At 67.7% G+C, this 15,130-nt stretch carries 17 protein-coding genes; 5 read left to right on the top strand and 12 right to left on the bottom strand.

Features of this window, described 5'->3' with window-relative positions:
- Positions 1-85: 85 nt before the first annotated feature.
- Together H590_RS0107380 and H590_RS0107375 are read right to left on the bottom strand one after the other, a co-directional pair.
- Positions 86-1,867 carry a type IV secretory system conjugative DNA transfer family protein gene (locus H590_RS0107380; RefSeq protein ID WP_028703051.1) on the bottom strand — a complete coding sequence of 594 codons (1,782 nt, stop codon included), beginning with the start codon at positions 1,865-1,867 and terminating at the stop codon, positions 86-88.
- The gene (locus tag H590_RS0107375) at positions 1,864-2,400 is read right to left on the bottom strand and encodes a hypothetical protein (protein WP_036981576.1); all 537 of its coding nucleotides are present in this window, start codon (positions 2,398-2,400) and stop codon (positions 1,864-1,866) included. The genes H590_RS0107380 and H590_RS0107375 overlap by 4 nt, the downstream gene beginning before the upstream one ends.
- Positions 2,401-2,596: 196 nt before the next feature.
- Between H590_RS0107375 and H590_RS0107370 the strand changes: the two genes are divergently transcribed.
- Genes H590_RS0107370 through H590_RS0107360 form a run of 3 tightly spaced genes read left to right on the top strand, consistent with a single transcriptional unit; the run spans position 2,597 to position 5,746 of the window.
- Positions 2,597-3,679 (top strand): tyrosine-type recombinase/integrase, encoded by a 1,083-nt coding sequence (locus H590_RS0107370; protein WP_051238288.1) that lies wholly within the window; start codon positions 2,597-2,599, stop codon positions 3,677-3,679.
- Positions 3,680-3,686: 7 nt separating this feature from the next.
- Positions 3,687-4,013 (top strand): helix-turn-helix domain-containing protein, encoded by a 327-nt coding sequence (locus tag H590_RS0107365; RefSeq protein ID WP_028703048.1) that lies wholly within the window; start codon positions 3,687-3,689, stop codon positions 4,011-4,013.
- Positions 4,014-4,072: 59 nt separating this feature from the next.
- On the top strand, positions 4,073-5,746 hold the full coding sequence (locus H590_RS0107360) for a hypothetical protein (protein WP_028703047.1): 1,674 nt from the start codon (positions 4,073-4,075) through the stop codon (positions 5,744-5,746).
- A 28-nt stretch (positions 5,747-5,774) separates the two neighbouring features.
- Here H590_RS0107360 and H590_RS0107355 read toward each other — a convergent pair whose 3' ends face one another.
- The gene (locus tag H590_RS0107355; RefSeq protein WP_211221182.1) at positions 5,775-6,875 is read right to left on the bottom strand and encodes a calcium:cation antiporter; all 1,101 of its coding nucleotides are present in this window, start codon (positions 6,873-6,875) and stop codon (positions 5,775-5,777) included.
- Here H590_RS0107355 and H590_RS19410 point away from each other — a divergent pair.
- A complete protein-coding gene (locus tag H590_RS19410) occupies positions 6,829-7,254 on the top strand; it encodes an arsenate reductase/protein-tyrosine-phosphatase family protein (protein ID WP_425393486.1) in 426 nt (141 codons plus the stop codon). The two genes, H590_RS0107355 and H590_RS19410, sit on opposite strands and share 47 nt — an antisense overlap.
- Positions 7,227-7,625 carry an arsenate reductase/protein-tyrosine-phosphatase family protein gene (locus H590_RS17885; protein ID WP_084149349.1) on the top strand — a complete coding sequence of 133 codons (399 nt, stop codon included), beginning with the start codon at positions 7,227-7,229 and terminating at the stop codon, positions 7,623-7,625. The genes H590_RS19410 and H590_RS17885 overlap by 28 nt, the downstream gene beginning before the upstream one ends.
- Here H590_RS17885 and H590_RS17625 read toward each other — a convergent pair.
- The 9 genes from H590_RS17625 to H590_RS15505 all read right to left on the bottom strand — a co-directional run.
- Positions 7,575-8,807: an MFS transporter gene (locus tag H590_RS17625; protein ID WP_211221181.1), complete on the bottom strand. Its 1,233-nt coding sequence runs from the start codon at positions 8,805-8,807 to the stop codon at positions 7,575-7,577. The two genes, H590_RS17885 and H590_RS17625, sit on opposite strands and share 51 nt — an antisense overlap.
- Complete coding sequence (locus tag H590_RS0107335) at positions 8,764-9,669, bottom strand: dihydrodipicolinate synthase family protein (protein WP_028703044.1); 906 nt, start codon at positions 9,667-9,669, stop codon at positions 8,764-8,766. Before H590_RS0107335 ends, H590_RS17625 begins: the two co-directional genes overlap by 44 nt.
- On the bottom strand, positions 9,666-9,830 hold the full coding sequence (locus H590_RS18905) for a hypothetical protein (RefSeq protein ID WP_197720489.1): 165 nt from the start codon (positions 9,828-9,830) through the stop codon (positions 9,666-9,668). The genes H590_RS0107335 and H590_RS18905 overlap by 4 nt, the downstream gene beginning before the upstream one ends.
- Positions 9,831-10,009: 179 nt before the next feature.
- Positions 10,010-10,915 (bottom strand): EamA family transporter, encoded by a 906-nt coding sequence (locus H590_RS15510; RefSeq protein WP_232020973.1) that lies wholly within the window; start codon positions 10,913-10,915, stop codon positions 10,010-10,012.
- Complete coding sequence (locus tag H590_RS0107320; RefSeq protein ID WP_036981550.1) at positions 10,912-11,637, bottom strand: B3/B4 domain-containing protein; 726 nt, start codon at positions 11,635-11,637, stop codon at positions 10,912-10,914. Before H590_RS0107320 ends, H590_RS15510 begins: the two co-directional genes overlap by 4 nt.
- Complete coding sequence (locus H590_RS0107315; RefSeq protein WP_028703042.1) at positions 11,630-12,235, bottom strand: helix-turn-helix domain-containing protein; 606 nt, start codon at positions 12,233-12,235, stop codon at positions 11,630-11,632. Before H590_RS0107315 ends, H590_RS0107320 begins: the two co-directional genes overlap by 8 nt.
- A 165-nt stretch (positions 12,236-12,400) precedes the next feature.
- Positions 12,401-13,891, bottom strand: coding sequence for a VirB4 family type IV secretion system protein (locus tag H590_RS0107310; protein WP_028703041.1), 1,491 nt, complete (start codon positions 13,889-13,891; stop codon positions 12,401-12,403).
- Positions 13,888-14,682, bottom strand: a complete 795-nt coding sequence (locus H590_RS0107305; protein WP_245569817.1) for a hypothetical protein — start codon at positions 14,680-14,682, stop codon at positions 13,888-13,890. The genes H590_RS0107310 and H590_RS0107305 overlap by 4 nt, the downstream gene beginning before the upstream one ends.
- An 84-nt stretch (positions 14,683-14,766) precedes the next feature.
- The coding region (locus tag H590_RS15505; RefSeq protein WP_036981548.1) for an ISL3 family transposase at positions 14,767-15,130 on the bottom strand (364 nt) is incomplete at its 5' end.

Genomic DNA, 15,130 nt, shown 5'->3' with positions numbered 1-15,130 from the left:
CTGTCCTCCTGCCCTTCATATCGGGGCGGCCCCATCGGACAGGGTCGCTCTGACAGGCAGGTGCACGTGGCTTCCCGGCGTTCGACTACTCGGTGCTGGGTGGCCGTTGCAGGAGGGCCTCGATACCTTCCCGGTCGCGTTGAAGCTGTACAGCGTCGCCGCGTTTGGGCCAGGGATGTAGGTCGGTGATGATCGGCGGTGTGGAGCGTAGGAGGATGACGCCGGTGCCGAATGGGAGGGTGCGGATGCGGTCGGGTGGCAGGATCGGCACACGGCGTACGGAACGCTGGTTTGAGCGGGTGCCGTGGTCGCCGAGGGTGATGGAGTCGGTGTACTCGTCGCGTTCGCCGATGAGGGTGGCGAGGTCTTGAAGGTCGCGGCTGTTTGAGGCGCCGCCGAGGATGATCTTGACGATGCTGGCGTCCCAGATGGCCCCGGCCTGGTTCTCGCTCCACTTGTCCCTGGCCTGGGCCAGGGACTGGAGAACGGGCATGGTCGTGATCCCGGTGCCGCCGCCTTCTGCCATCAGAGTCGGGAGTGACGGGAGGGGTGCGAGGTTGCCGATCTCGTCCAGGGCGAGCAGGAGTGGTGGGTCGAGCCGTGCGCCCGGGCTGCGGGCGGCCATACGCCGGGCTGTTTCGACGAGGTCTTCCACGAACGCTGCGACGAGGGCGGCACTGTTGCCCGCCCCGGCTCCGGTGGCGAGCAGGTAGAGGATGCCCTTGTCGCGGATGAAGGCTTCGGGATCGAACTGTTCACCGGGCCCGGGGCTGACAGCGTCGAGGACGCGGGGGTCGGCCAGGGCCGCCAGTGCCAGGGAGACGCCTTGCCAGATGGAATCGCGGGTGCGCGGGTCAGCGTCGATCCTGGCTTCCAGGGATTCGGCCCAGCCTGTCGCTGAGTGGGGTGAACCGGTGAGGATGGCGACGGCGTCTGCCGCGGCGGAGGGGTCGAGGGTCCAGCGGAACAGTTCGGCGGGTGTGCGGTGATCCAGTGCGGCCGCATGCAGGAGGGCTTGCAGCGCTACGCGGGTCTTGCCTTCCCAGAATCCGCCTCCATCGACCCCGCCGTCGGCGAGGCCGGTCGCGGCGGCCAGCCCGGTGGCGCGGATCATGGCGGTGAGTGGGTCGTCGCAGCCGCGGATGGGTGACCAGCGAAGACCTGCGGGAACGCCGTCGGCCAAGTGTTGGGGGTCGAAGACGGCGACTGGCCCGATCTGCTGCCGGGCCTTGAGTGTGGCGGTGAGGTTGTCGGGCCGGGTGCTGGTGGTGACCACGGCACCGGGTGCGTCGAGGATCGCGGGGATGACGATGTGTAGGCCCTTGCCGGAGCGGGGCGGGCCGATGAGGAGGATGGAGTCCTCGACGCTGGCCCACACCTGTTTGCCCTTCGACTGGCCGAGCAGGAACCCCACATCGTGCGGTTTTGGCGTATCGAGGGACGGGCGGAGTGTCCCGGCGTGGCGGACGAGTGTATTCGCGGAGGCTGCGGTGGCGACTTCGTGGCTTGTGGCCGTGCCCGCCAACCGGTGTGGGTCCACATCGACCGCGCGGGAGTGGCGTCGCCACTTGATCCACCCCCAGGTCCCTCCGGCTCCAAGGAGGCCGAGCATGAGTGTCAGGGTGATCCAGTAGGCGATGGGGTTGAGCCCGTCGGCGTGGAGCGCGCCCGCAGGATCTCCGGGGCTGAACAGGACCGCCAGCCCACCGGCGACACCTACTTGTGGTTGGTCGGCGCCGGTCACGAACGCAGCGACGGACCCTGCGCCGCGGAGGGTGAGGATGAGGCCGAAGAGGGCGGCGAGCCCGACCATGAGGATGTTCGTCAGCTCGTCACCCATCGAGCCGGACTGGCGCTGCGTGCTCATGGCACCCGCCGCGCCACGACCCGTGCGGAGGTGATGCCAACCAGCACAATGTCCGCGCCACCCGTGGGCAGTTCCCCGAGATCCAGGGTCACGCGGACTGTCCCGGCCGCGGTCGCTTCGGCGGTGGTGCGGACGAGGGCGACCGTCACCTCTTCACCCGGCTGGAACCCGGCCCCAGTCACCTCGATGGTTTCGGGTACGTGGCGGTGCCGGGCCCGACGAGGCGCAGGCGACTCATCCGTCGGCTCCGAGCGTGGGGTGCGGGCTACATTGATGATGTCGGTGAATGTGCTTCCGTCGGACTCGTGGATCTCGACTCGGATGGTCCGCGTACGGTCCGCGGTCAGGACGTCGAGAAGTTCCCCGAACCGGCCCTTCGTCCACGGCTCGGTCGGTGAGGGCGGCGGATACTCGGCGCCATCCAAGCTGACGTTGAGGACCCCGTAGGAATCGACCGTGATGACGGCCAGCGGCAGACTGACTGGCGTCTCCTCCGGGTCGCCTGAGTGGCTGTGGTGAATACTCATGCCCATCAGGTGCACCAGTCGTCCCTGGTATCAAATCTCCATGCACTCAAGTTCCTCCTGACGCCCCGGCTGTCTAAGGGGCCTGCTTCCCAGGTGGTGCAAGGTTCTCCGTGCCCGGAAGACATGTTGAAGAACCGTCACTGTGACTGAAGGTTCGTCGGTATGATTGAAGCATGGTCGGTCACAGTGAACCGAGAAGTTCATGAAGCTCGTCGCGCTGCAAGGTGGTGGTGTGGCTGACGAGGTGCTGCGCAGCGCGCAGGATGCGGAGGATTTCGAGCAGGAGCTCGTCGACGAGTACGCGCTGGCGATGGCTGCTGCCGGGCTCACCGATGGGCATGTGCGGTCGACACGGGCGACGGTCATCGAGTTCGCCCGGTCGTTGACGTGCCCGTTGTGGGAGGCGTCGGCTGACGATGCCGACCGCTTCCTCGCCGAGCAGCGGCGCAGGGGCCTGTCGGTGACGACGCGGGCGGGCAAGGCCGGATCGTTGGCGCAGTTCTACGAGTTCCTAATCACCCGCTATCAGGGCAAGATTCGCCGGATGACCGGGGTAACGGTCGAGCAGCCGATCGACGAGTTCAACCGGCAAAAGGGCAAGTCGCTGGGCAAGATCAGGGTGCCGCCGTCCGATGCTGAGATCGAGGAGCTGTTCACCCGGTGGCGCGGCTCGATCCCCGGTGCGAGAAAGTATCTGCCCGCTGCCCGCGACTACTTCGCGGCGTCGCTGTGGCGGCGGCTGGGGCTGCGGATCAACGAGTCCGTGATGCTCGACATCCGCGACTGGCGACCTGACCTGGGCGGGTTCGGCAAACTGCATGTTCGCTTCGGGAAAGGCTCGGGCGGGCGTGGCTTCAAGCCGCGACTGGTGCCGGCGATCAACGGCGCCGACCAGCTCATCGACTGGTGGCTGGCCGAGGTCCGCCACCAGTTCGGCGAAGACTGGCAGAACCCCGACGCGCCGCTGATGCCCTCCGAGCGGTTCGATGACGAACTCGGCCGGTGCGGGCGGATCGGTCACAACTCGCTGCGGCGGGCGCTGACGATCCAGACCGAACGGTTCCTGCCCGCGTGGGCGGGGCGGCTGACGCCGCATGTGCTGCGGCACTACTGCGCCTCGTCGCTGTATGGGACCGGGATGGACTTGAAGGCCCTCCAAGAACTGCTGGGCCATCAGTGGCTGGCGACGACATCGGGTTATATCCATGTGCGCAGCGAGCACGTCGAGCTCGCGTGGCGCAACGCCAACCAGCGGGTCGAGGCCCGCCTGACAGGGGAAGGGTGAGAAGACCGTGAAGTGGAACTTGCGGATGAGAGCCGCCGAACGAGGCATCTGGAAGTCAGCCGAGCTGCGCCGCCAGCTCGCCGCGGCCGGAGTGGAGATCAGCGCCGGGAAGATGTCGGGCTGGTGGTCGGGCACTCCGCCGACGATCCGGCTCGAAGAACTCGACGTGATCTGCGCGATCCTCGGCTGCACCCCCTCTGACCTGATGACCCCTGAGCCGGAGAAGGTCGCCGCCCGCCGACCGAAGAAGGCCGAGACGATCAACGGCGAGAACGAGACCGGACCGCGTGTCTCTCCGAGGTTCGGGAACCCGCGGTCCGAGCCGCCGCTGTGAGCACCAGGAAGGGGCTCAACTCACGCTTCCGGCCCCCTCGCACGTGCTTCACCTGCGGCGTGAACGCGGCGGCATGGACCTGGCCTGCCGTCGACTATTGCTACGACTGCCTGCCCGGTGGTCCGTTCCCCGCTCCGCCCTGCGAGCGATGCGGGTCGAAGAACTACTACAGCCAGGGCCTCTGCGACCGCTGTCACCCCGGCAGCCCGGAGTACGTCGGCTCCTGCAAGGACAGCCTCGCCTGGGGCGTCTACCGCCGACACAACTGGAAGTGCTGGCAATGCCGCTGGTGGTCGAGTCACTATCCGGTCGGCGATTGCCTCTACTGCGGACGCCACGTCACCGTCGGCGACCAGGGAGCCTGCCGCCTCTGTCTTGAGAACGCCCGCCGCATCCAGGTACCCGGCCGGCCCCTCGACTTCGAGGAAGGTGCCCGGCTGGGGCTGCAGCTCTTCTTCGCGAACATGGCTCCCCGCCGCAAGCCGAAGCAGCCCAGGCAGTCGGTGCGGGCCGCCCGCATCCTCCTGGCGCAGCAGGCCGAGGAAATCTCCGACTGGGAGCAGCCGGCCCTGTTCGATCTTGCCCCTGACCCGGACGTGCTCCGCGAGCTCACCACAGCTCAGGCTCGCGACTGGTCCTGGCGAACTGATGGCATCGTGTTCGAGCACGCCGAACGGTTCGGCTGGTCCAAACGGCAGACCAACCAGGTGCGCCGCTCGGTGAAGATGCTCCAGATTCTCGCCCCCGAGGGCGCGATGACCATCCGCGCGAGCGAAGTGATCCGGCTTCGCCGGTACGACAGCGACAGCAACGTCCGCTCCACCCTCGACGTTCTCGACGCCGCTGGCATCCTCATCGACGACCGTATCCCGACCATCGACCGCTACTTCGCGGGCAAGTTCGACCAGCTTCCCGATACGATGCGCACCCAGCTCGAGCTCTGGTTCGACATCATGCTCAATGGCAGTCGCATCCCTCCTCGCCGCAAGCCCCGCGAGGAGACGACCGTGCGCGTTCAGATCATCGGTCTCGCCCCGATCGTCACCGCCTGGGCCGAAGCCGGCTACCAATCCCTTGCCGAGATCAGCCCGGCCGTCCTGGTCGACTCCCTTCCCGAGGAATCGGCCAAGAGGCAGGTCGCGATGCTCGGCCTGCGTTCCCTGTTCGCGATTCTCAAAGGCCGCAAGCTCGTCTTCACCGACCCGACCAGCAGCCTGGGCTCCTACCAGTTCAGCAGCACCACGCCGCTGCCGCTGGAACCCGCGCAGATTCGTGCCGTCCTGGGCCACGACGACCCGGCGATCGCTCTGGCCGTCGCGATCGTGGCCTTCCACGCGCTCACGAATCTCCAAGTCCGCAACCTCCAGCTCACCGACATCAGTGACGGACGCTTGACTATGCCCGACGGTCGCGCCGTCCTGCTCGCAGGGCCGGTCCGCGACCGTCTCGCCCGATGGCTGGACTACCGCGCGGCGAAGTGGCCGAACACCCGCAACCCGCACCTGTTCGTCACGATGCAGACTGCTCCCAGACTGAGTTCGCCCGGCCATCAGTTCCCCTGGAAGAAAGCCGGCATCTCCGCCAAGGCTCTCCGGGAGGACCGTATCCTCGCAGAAGTCCATGCGACCGGCGGCGACCAGCGCCGCCTCAAGGACCTGTTCGGGCTGAGTATCGAGGGCACCAACCGCTACGTCGACACTCTCGAACACCCCGACCTTACGACGCCCACGTAGGACTCAGAGATCAGGCTCAGATCGTTGGTTAAGCGAAGACGCTGAGCCCGTAGAGCACGAACACGAACAGGTGGGCGGCGCCGTGGAGCGCGGTGACGCGTTTGGCGCTGAATGTGGTCAGGCTTAGCAGCAGGCTGACCCCGAGCAAGAGCAGGTTCACGGGGCTTTCGGCGAGGATCACGGTCTGCCCGGTGAACAGCCCGATCGCGAGCACCACCGGCAGAGTCAGCCCCACGCAGGACACGAGGGCTCCGTGGGCAAGGTTCGTCACCCGCTGTGCCTCTCCCATCCACGCGGCACGCACGGTGGTGATCGCTTCGGGCAGGAACACGATCATCGCGATGAGGATGCCCGAGAGCGCGATCGGAGCACCGAGCCGGTTCAACCCGTCGTCGAGGAAGACGGCCATGTCGTGGGAGAGCAGCACGATCGGGATGACCGTGACCAGCAGCACCAACACCCGCGCGACTACCTCGGCCCGGTGCTCACGCAGCACGACCGTGACGCCAGGGCGCGGATCGTGCGCTTCAGTGCCGGCCGTCGGTGTGGTGACTTCCTGGAAGTCGGTGTTCTGCGCTCCGGTCTGCCGGTAGAGGAAGAACCCGTAGAGCAGGATTGTGAGGATCAGGATCGGGATCGCCTGCCCCGGCGTGTACGCCCCGTCGACGCCGATGACGGCGGGGAACGCGAACGCGACGGCGACGAGCACGACCAGGAGCGAGAGGTAGGCGGAGATCCCGGTGCGGTTGACACGCAGATTGTCGTGGCGGAGCCCGCCGACCAGGAGGGCGGCGCCGATGACGAGGGTGAGCACGATCATCGTGGCGGCCATGACGGAGTCGCGGGCGATGGTGGCGTGCTCGCCGGGTCCGAGCATGACTGCGGAGATGAGGATGACCTCGATGAGCACGATCGAGAGCGTGAGCACGAGGGTGCCGTAGGGGTCGCCGAGGCGGTGTGCGAGGTGCTCGGCCTGGGTGACGACCCCGCCGGCGCAGACGATGATCACGCCCACGATCGCTGTAAGCACCAGGAACAGCACTGGTGTGGGCAGGTGCCCGGCGAGGAGTGGTTGGGCGAGGATGAGGGCTGCGAATGCGGCCCAGCCGAGCACGATCCGGACGATCACCGACGGCGTGAGGATAGTGCGCAGGGTGGAAGTGTGTGGCACGGGTACGGCCTGTTCTGCAGGGTCGTCCCGGCTCATTCTCGTCGCTGCCCGGGTCGTCCCGGCAGCATTCTCCAACCCCACTATTCTAGCCCGCACCCCGGCATCCGGCCACTTGCCCCCGTTCTGCACCTGCTTGGAGAATGGGTGCATGGAGTCGGGGTTTCGGGTGGTGTTCGTGTGCACGGGGAACACGTGCCGCTCGCCGATAGCCGCCCGCGTCCTCATCGACTATCTCCGCTCGGCTGGGCTAGATGACTCGTGCACGGTCTCGTCGCGGGGCGTTCGCGTTTTGGTCGGGGGGGTGCGCCGATGGATCTGCGGGCCGTGCGCGCCCTGACTGGGCGCGGCATCGACCCCGGCGACGACCATCATGTTAGGCCGCTCCAGACGAGCGACGTCGGCGAGGCCGATCTGTTCGTCGCCCTCGACCACAGTCACGCCGACCGTCTGCGTGAACTCGGGGCTCCGAACGACCACGTACTACTGCTGGGAGGGTTCGATCCGGAATCGGACGCGCCGGTGGATGTCGCCGATCCGTTCGAGTCCGACCAGGGCGCCTATGAGCACACCCTGACTCGGATCATGTGGTGCATGCTCGGCTTGATGGCGGAGATCCGCGACCGCCTCCGCGTTGAGCCGACGGGTGATGAGCCTATGTCAGGTGGTGCGGGAGCGTTCGATCCCGCACACCAGAGCAGCGAGCGCTGACAGGGCGGCGACGGCCGCGACGGGCATCCAGGTGACGCCGCCGATGAGAGCCCCGGCGGTCGCGGTTCCGGCCGAGCCTGCGGCGATCTTTAAGGCGCCGACCCAGATGAATACCTGCCCGCGGGCTTCGTCGGGGGCGTATTCGCTGCGGGCGGCGAGCGTCGCCGCGAAGAAGACCGCATTCGCGACCCCCGCGAGGGTGAACGCGATCAAGGCGGCGGTGAGGTTCGGCATGGGGATCACGACCATGAGGGTGACCGCGACGGCTGCGGCGAGGAGGGTGGTGAGTTTGTCGGCGTCGCCGCGCAGCGGCCAGACCATCAGCAGCGCGGACCCGACAAGGTTGCCGACCCCGTACCCGGCGACGAGGGTGCCGGCCAGGGCCGCGCTGCCCAGGCTCGGGGCGATGGCGACGGCGTAGATCGGCAGCGCCGCGACAGAGAACGCGACCACGACCGTGAGTGTGAGCGTGCGGCGCAGTGGACCGGAGCGCCAGATCGTCACCAGTGTCCGCGCCGGAGAGGGCACCGCCCCCGGATCAGTGACCGGGGCTTGCCGTGGGAGGGCGAGCACGGCACCTGCGCCGATGATCGCCGCGGCTGCGAGGATCAGGGTCGCGGCCATCGGGCCGGTGGTGGCGGCGATGGAGGCGACGACGGCGGGGCCGAGAGTGCCGCTGATGCCGTAGCTGGCGACATCCCAGCTCTGCGCCCGCCGTTGGCTCCGCTGCGAGGGCCCAGCGATCGAGGGGAGGCGGCTGCTGACCCCGCCGGTGAGCATCGGCCCGAATAAGCCCGACACGATCAACAACACCGCCGGAACCAGCGCCCATGTCACCGGGAGGAGTAGCCCGGATGCTCCGAGGAGGGCGCCGTGTGCGAGGGCGGAGAGGGCGATGACTTTGCGGCCGTCTGTGGCGGTGTCGAGGCGGCGGGCGATGAACGGGCCCAGCAGGTGCGGGGCCGTGATCGCGGCCCCGAGGAGCCCGGCCACCCAGCCGGGGTGCCCGGATGTGTGGGCGAGGAGCCCGATCGCGACGACGGCGCCGCCGTCTGCGGAACGTACCAGCGTGGCCGCGAACACATACCGGGCCAGCGCCCACCCCGACCCACCCGACACCGCGGCGTGGTTCGTCTGGTCAGGCAAGGTCGAGCTCGTCCACCACCTGCGCGACGCGAGCACGCTGCGCCTCGGTGAGGCCCTGGATCGGTAAGGGCAGGCACTGGTGCGGTGCGAGGCCGAGGTGCTCGGCGATCGCGGCGGTCACGCGCAGGCTGCCCCCAAACTCGGTGAACAACCCCCACAGGGGCGCGAGGCGCTCCGACTCCGCCACCGCCTCGCTCGTGCGGCCCGCTTGCGCGGCGCGGGTGATGGTGAGGGCCGGTTCGGGGAGGGTGCCGCCGATCACGGAGTACCAGGCCTCGCAGCCCGCGTTCAGGCCTGTCGCGGCGAACGCGTCACCGGAAACCCCGATCGTGACATGCTCGGGCACGACCGCACGAATCCCCGCGACATGCTCGCGCGCCTCCTCGGGGTTGGTGGGAACGCCGGGGATCTTGATCGACGCGATCCCCGGCAGCTCTGCGACGCGAGCGTAGAGGTCGATGGTGAACGTGAAGTGAGTAGTACCGGGGTTGTCATAGACGATCACCGGCAACTCCGTATGCTCGGTGACAGTGCGGTACAACTCGAACACGTCATCCGCGGTAAGCGCCTGGTAAGTCATCGGAGCCAGCAGCACCCCCGCAGCTCCCGCCTGTTCCGCGGCATCGATATGGGCGAGGACGTGCGAGGTGCGCAAGCCTCCGACGCCGACGAACACCGGCGTCGACCCGGCATGCTCGACCGCGAGCTTCGCGACGCGGGCGCGCTCCTCCGGGGTGAGGTAGGCGTAGGAGCCGGTCGACCCGAGCGCGGTGATCGAATCCACCCCCGCCGCGGCCAGCCGCTCGATGAGGCCCGTGAAGGCCCGCTCGTCGACGTGGTCGTCGTGGAGCGGGGTGAGGGGGAACGCGGAGAGGCCGGTGAAGATGCTGCTGGTCATGACTGCTCCTGTTCGGGGCGGTGTTCGAGGCCGAGGATCGGATTGCCGTAGACGGTCTGCACTTCGGAGATCACGACCCGGTACTCGCCCAGCCACTCCCCATACCGGGATTTGGCGAGACGGTGGGTGTCCATGCCCATGAGCTGTTTCAGGGCGTCCATGTCGGTCCAGTAGTAGACCTCAGCGTGCAGACCCGTGTCCTCGTTGTGCCACGCCTCTTCCCCGAGGAAGCCGGGGATCTGGCGGGCACGGGTGGCGATTTCGCTGTCGATCCGGTCGAACTCCTCGGTGAGGTTCCGGGTTTAGAAGATGAACGTGGAACTGTATTTCGGGGTGGCGGTCATCGGGTCTCCTTCGCTGTAGATGCGGGCAGGTCAGTTGTCGCAACGGGTTCGGTCGTTCGTCTGCCTCCGCGTTGCGCCGCCGCTCCCGCGAGAAGGACCAGCGCGATACCGGCCAATTGCACGAGCGTGGGAGTCTGGGCGAGCACGAGCAGGCCGATGAGGATCCCGAACGCGGGCTCGATCGACAGCAGGGTGCCGAACGCGTTGTGGGTCATGCGGCGCAGGGCGAGCATCTCGAGACCGAACGCGATCACCGGCGTAATGAGCGCGATCCCCGCCGCAGCGGGCAGTACCCACCAGGTGAACTCGCCCACGATCACCTGCGGCAACCCCACCGGCAGAGTCGCTATTGCTGCGACCGGGATCGTCAGCGACAGCCCGCTGATGCCGGAGAACCGGTCTCCGACATGCTGGGTGAACACGTTGTAGAGGCCCCAGCAGGTGCCCGCGGCGAGGGCGAAGCCGACGCCTGCGAGATCGATGCTCCCGTGCCACGGCTCCGTGAGCAGTACGACGCCGATGAGGGCGAGCAGCGGCCAGATGAGGGCCTTGCGCTGCTTGCTCATGATCCCGGCGACCGTGAGCGGGCCGAGGAACTCGATCGCGACCGCGGTACCTAGCGGGATGCGGTCGACGGCTGCGAGGAAGAACGTCGTCATGAACCCCGTCACCACGCCCAGTACGATCAGCGCGGGGATGTCTTTCTTGCGGAGGGAGCGGATCGCGGGCCGGGCGATGAGCCAGAGGAACACGACGCCAAAGCACATGCGCAGCCACGCAGTACCCGCCGGCCCGACCTGGTCGATCACCGGCACAGACAGGGCGTTGGAGAGCTGCACGGACAGCATGGCCGCGACCGCCATCGTCCACGGCGGTATCCCCGTCATGCGCTGCCGGATCACGCGCCCACCAGCCGTCTCGCGACCTGCACGTCTTCGCCCAGGCTCCCCAGCGCGTCCGCCAGTGTGTCGCCGGCCGCGTGCAGTTGCTCGTCGGTGACGGGGGTGAGGGCGTCGAGGATGAACAATGCCGTCCGGGTCGTATCGGTGAGCCCGGTGCGCCGGCCCTGCCGCCAGTTCCACCTGCGGCACGTCGCCCCGGCCTCGTCGCACCAGACGACCTCGCCGGGCTCGGGGTGCTCGATCACGCTCTCCCCGTTCGCGGTCGTGTCGAACGGCTCCTCACCCGTGGCCCGGACCAGACGTGCAGGCCCGGCATAGTGCGCGTAGTCTTCACCGCCGAGGGGGATCTGGTGCAGCACCGAGATTGCGTTGTAGATATCGGTGAGCGCGTTCACGCGCGGCAGACCCTTCTCGGCTCGGCGGGTGAGGGCTTCGAGACTGTTGCGAGTGCGCTGCGGCTTCGCCCCGAACCCCCGATACGCCTCACGCCACGACGCGATATGCGGCAGCTCATCCACCGGCGATCCCACCAGGAGATCACGCGCGTGTGCCTCAGCCGCGGCGATGAGCTCATCGACCATGGTGTTGCCCTCACCGGACGTAGCTGGGTCGAGGCCATCGACCACGAGCAGGAGGGTGCGGTAGTCCGGGCGCAGCTCGAACACCGCCGCATCCACGGTGCAGGCGTTGAGGAACTGTTCGGGGGTGATGGGCTCAGGCATTCGGGGTCTCCGTTCGGTGTGCGGCTCCCACGCCCGGCTCGAACACCGTCAGCGAGAACCGGGTAGAAGCATCGGTCGAGTTGATATAGGCATGGGGAGCATCGCCGTGGAACGACAGAGCGTCGCCGGGTGCGAGGTCATAGCGATCGCCGTCGACTTCGACCGTGACCGTTCCCTCCTGGACGTGCAGGAGCTCACGGGTGCCGTGGCTGTGCGCCTCACTGTCGTGCCGCTCACCCGGCGCGAGCGTCCAGTCCCACAACTCGACCACATCCGGCGGCTCCGTGCCCGCAACCAGCACACCCTGGCCCCCTGCGTCGCCAGTCCAGAGGACAGCGCCCTGTCCATTGCGAGTGAGCTTCGCTGCACGCGAGGCCGGAGGCTCCACAAGAGCCGGAAGGCCCACCCTGAGCGCATCTGAGAGCCGCAACAGCGCGCCCACGCTCGGATTCACGGCACCTTGCTCGACGTTCACGAGCATGCGGCGGCTCACCCCAGCGAACTCGGCGAGCTGATCGAGAGTCCATCCCCGGTCTTTGCGCTGCTGCTTGACTCGCGTACCGATCGCACGCGCCAACGACTCCGCACTCACATCCATACAGTGCATGATAGTGCACTACGCGGGCATGGTCTAGATTCCGGCGCTCCGAGCAACCGCCAAAGCACTCCGATGACAGGTTCCGCGAACATTAAACAAGAGCTAGTCTGAACAGGTGTCGAGTACTCAAGTTCCGACGAAAACCTTCAATATTCCAGGGAACTTTTAAACTTTGCTGGTCATGCGGGTGGTGGTGTCGAAGAGGGCGAGTTCGTCGGGGTGGAGCTGGTGCTGGCAGAGGAAGGAGCGGTCTTTGATGCGCCAAAGTCCCTGGCCGACCCCCAGCCCTGGCAAGAGCTTCTGCTCCGTGCCGGTCAGCCCGAGGGTTCGGGCGGTGGTGCCGAGCTGGTCGGACTCTTGCCGGTAGATGATCCGGGTCTCCGCGTTCGCCAGGAGACTGTTGGCGAGGGATCGCATGGCGGAGCCTTGGTCGCCGACGTTTTCCAGGTCGGTGAGTTTGTGAAAGATCAGCATGTTGGCGATGCCGTAGTGGCGGGCCAGCCGCCAGTGCGCATCCATCCGCTTCAACAGGGCCGGGTGGGACATGAGGCGCCAGGCCTCGTCGTAGATGCACCACCGTTGCCCACCGGCCGGGTCCAGCAGGGCGGACTCCATCCACGCGCTGGAGCACGTCATCAGCACCGAGATGAGGGTGGAGTTCTCGGTCACGCGGGACAGGTCGAGAGAGATCATCGGCAGGGCCGGGTCGAAGGTGACGGTTGAGGGGCCGTCGAAGAGCCCGGCCAGGTCACCTGCGACGAGGCGGCGCAGGGCGTGGCCGACGAGGCGCCCATCCTCGGCGAGCCGCCCATCCGGATCTGCCGCCTGGCTAGGGTTGAGGATGTGGTCGACGACCATGGGCAGGATCGGCACGTCATTGCCGCGCACCGTCTGGGTCAGGGCGGTGTCGATGGCGGTGTGCTCCAACGGTGACAGGGGTCTGGTCAGTACGGTTTCGGCCAGCGCCCCGATGAGGTCGCGGCGGCGGGAGGCGATGGTGGAGGCCCATCCGGCATCGTCCATGCCGGAGGGGCGGTATCCCTCATCCAGGGGGTTGAGCCGGGTCGACAGGCCGTGGCCAAGGACGATGGCCCGGCCGCCGACGGCTTCGGCGACGGCGGTGTGTTCGCCTTTCGGGTCCCCCGGCACGTACACGCGGCGCCCGAATGGCAGTGAGCGGGTGTAGAGGCTCTTCGCGAGCGATGACTTGCCCGAGCCGACGATGCCCGCGAGTACCAGGTTCGGGGCGGTGATGACGCCGCGGGCGTAGAGCACCCACGGGTCGTAGACGAAGCTGCCTCCCGAGTAGAGGTCCTGGCCGACGAAGACGCCATCGGAGCCCAGCCCACCCTCTGCGAGGAACGGGTAGGCCCCGGCCAGGGTGGCGGAGGTGTCCTGATGGCGAGGGAGCCGAAACCGTCCGGGTGAACGCAGCTGGGCGTGCCCGGGCTCACCGGCGGCAGGCAGGTACGTGATCGCTTTCCGCTCGGCGCGCTCCGCTTCGGCCTTCGCACGGGCCGCCTCACGTTCAGTGGCGCGCTGCTCGGCCTGGAGCCGGGCCGCAGCCTGACGACGCTGCTTCCGCAGGCGGCGCCGTTCCTTCGCCGGGGCGACAAGGACTGCGGTGTGCAGAGTCTCGGGCTCTCGGGCGGTCACAGTCCCAACCCCCGCGACTGCTTCACGGCGGCGACGCCCGGATGCTCAAACCACGACCCGTCGGGCACCGCCCGCAGCGACTCCGCGTGTCCGACAGCATGACGGGCGGGTTCGTCGTCGAGAACGTCGTCGGGTTCGATGGTGTGGAGGCGACAGAGGCCGACGTGGCCGAAAGTGTGGTTGTAGGTCATCTGGTAGTCCCCGTCGCGGACTTCCCGGTCCAGCATGCCTGCCGGTGGGAGGTCGTAGACGTGGCCGTTCTCCATTGCCGCGTCGGTCGTCTCGTCCCCGTAGTCCCAGTTCTTCAAGTACTCCATGGCGGCGTCGGGGCCGTCGCGGTCGATCATGTCGAGCACCTCGTCAGCCTCCGACCCTTGAAGGAACACCACGGAGATCCAGCGACGCACCGGCACTTCCTCGGTGGCAGGCTCGCTGTGCCAGGCGATCCGCCCAGCTGCCGACATCGCCACGTTGAGCCGGTCCTCCGCCTGGTCAATCAAGGTCGCGGTCTGGTGGAGTTCGTCCGCGGCGGCCAGAGCGTCGGCCGAGCCGGATGCGTGGTCCCCGTAGTCGTCGAACGCCAGGTCCCGGTTGCTGGCGTGAGCCGACGCGAGCTGGTCAAGGACTTGCCGCAGCGACCTCACTCCCGAGAGCAGGTCACCGAGCACCGAGTACATGTCCTGCGGGTGCTCGATGGCGCGGGTGGCGTGCGCGAGCCCGCGCAGCGCCTCGGATGCTTCCCCGGCGTCCGCGCCGGAATCGTAGAACGTGGGCATGACAGTCTCCCTCATGGTCGTGTGGGAGACAGGTGCGCCGCTGGACCATCACAATGTCGGTGCCCATCCGTACGCTTAGGCTATGACTTTCCCGGCTCATCACAATCCACGGTGTAGCTGAGGTCTGAACCCGCCGGTTTCGAGGAGGGATCGGGCGACATAGTGGGTGAGGTTGCGGAAGCCGAGGGCTGATCCGCGGAGGTGCTCGAGGCGGCCATTGATCGCCTCTGTGGGACCGTTGCTGGTGCCGGGCTGGTCGAAGTAGGCCAGCACGTCGACCGCCCGCTGCTTCAGCGTGCGGCCCAGTGTGCGGAGTTCGACCAGCGCTGCTGGGACGCCGCTGGCGAGGCTGGCGATGAGCTTGTTCATGAGGTCTCGGCCGCGAGCAGGGTCGGGGTCGCGGTAGGCGGTGACCATGCGTTGGTAGGCCGCCCAGGTGACCTCAAGTTCGGTGTGCGCCTCG

The sequence above is a fragment of the Acidipropionibacterium jensenii DSM 20535 genome, assembly GCF_000425285.1.
GTDB lineage: Bacteria > Actinomycetota > Actinomycetes > Propionibacteriales > Propionibacteriaceae > Acidipropionibacterium > Acidipropionibacterium jensenii.
Note: the sequence above shows the minus strand (reverse complement) of the source record. Positions and strands in the feature narration are given on the sequence as shown.

Excerpts from the sequence above, each read along its gene's own strand:
- H590_RS0107335 (WP_028703044.1), bottom strand. The coding sequence starts at position 9,669 with ATGACCAGCAGCATCTTCACCGGCCTCTCCGCGTTCCCCCTCACCCCG.
- H590_RS0107375 (WP_036981576.1), bottom strand. The coding sequence starts at position 2,400 with ATGGGCATGAGTATTCACCACAGCCACTCAGGCGACCCGGAGGAGACG.
- H590_RS0107370 (WP_051238288.1), top strand. The coding sequence starts at position 2,597 with ATGAAGCTCGTCGCGCTGCAAGGTGGTGGTGTGGCTGACGAGGTGCTG.
- H590_RS17885 (WP_084149349.1), top strand. The coding sequence starts at position 7,227 with ATGGATCTGCGGGCCGTGCGCGCCCTGACTGGGCGCGGCATCGACCCC.
- H590_RS0107315 (WP_028703042.1), bottom strand. The coding sequence starts at position 12,235 with ATGGATGTGAGTGCGGAGTCGTTGGCGCGTGCGATCGGTACGCGAGTC.
- H590_RS0107305 (WP_245569817.1), bottom strand. The coding sequence starts at position 14,682 with ATGAGGGAGACTGTCATGCCCACGTTCTACGATTCCGGCGCGGACGCC.
- H590_RS0107320 (WP_036981550.1), bottom strand. The coding sequence starts at position 11,637 with ATGCCTGAGCCCATCACCCCCGAACAGTTCCTCAACGCCTGCACCGTG.
- H590_RS19410 (WP_425393486.1), top strand. The coding sequence starts at position 6,829 with ATGAGGGCTGCGAATGCGGCCCAGCCGAGCACGATCCGGACGATCACC.
- H590_RS18905 (WP_197720489.1), bottom strand. The coding sequence starts at position 9,830 with ATGGACGCCCTGAAACAGCTCATGGGCATGGACACCCACCGTCTCGCC.
- H590_RS0107380 (WP_028703051.1), bottom strand. The coding sequence starts at position 1,867 with ATGAGCACGCAGCGCCAGTCCGGCTCGATGGGTGACGAGCTGACGAAC.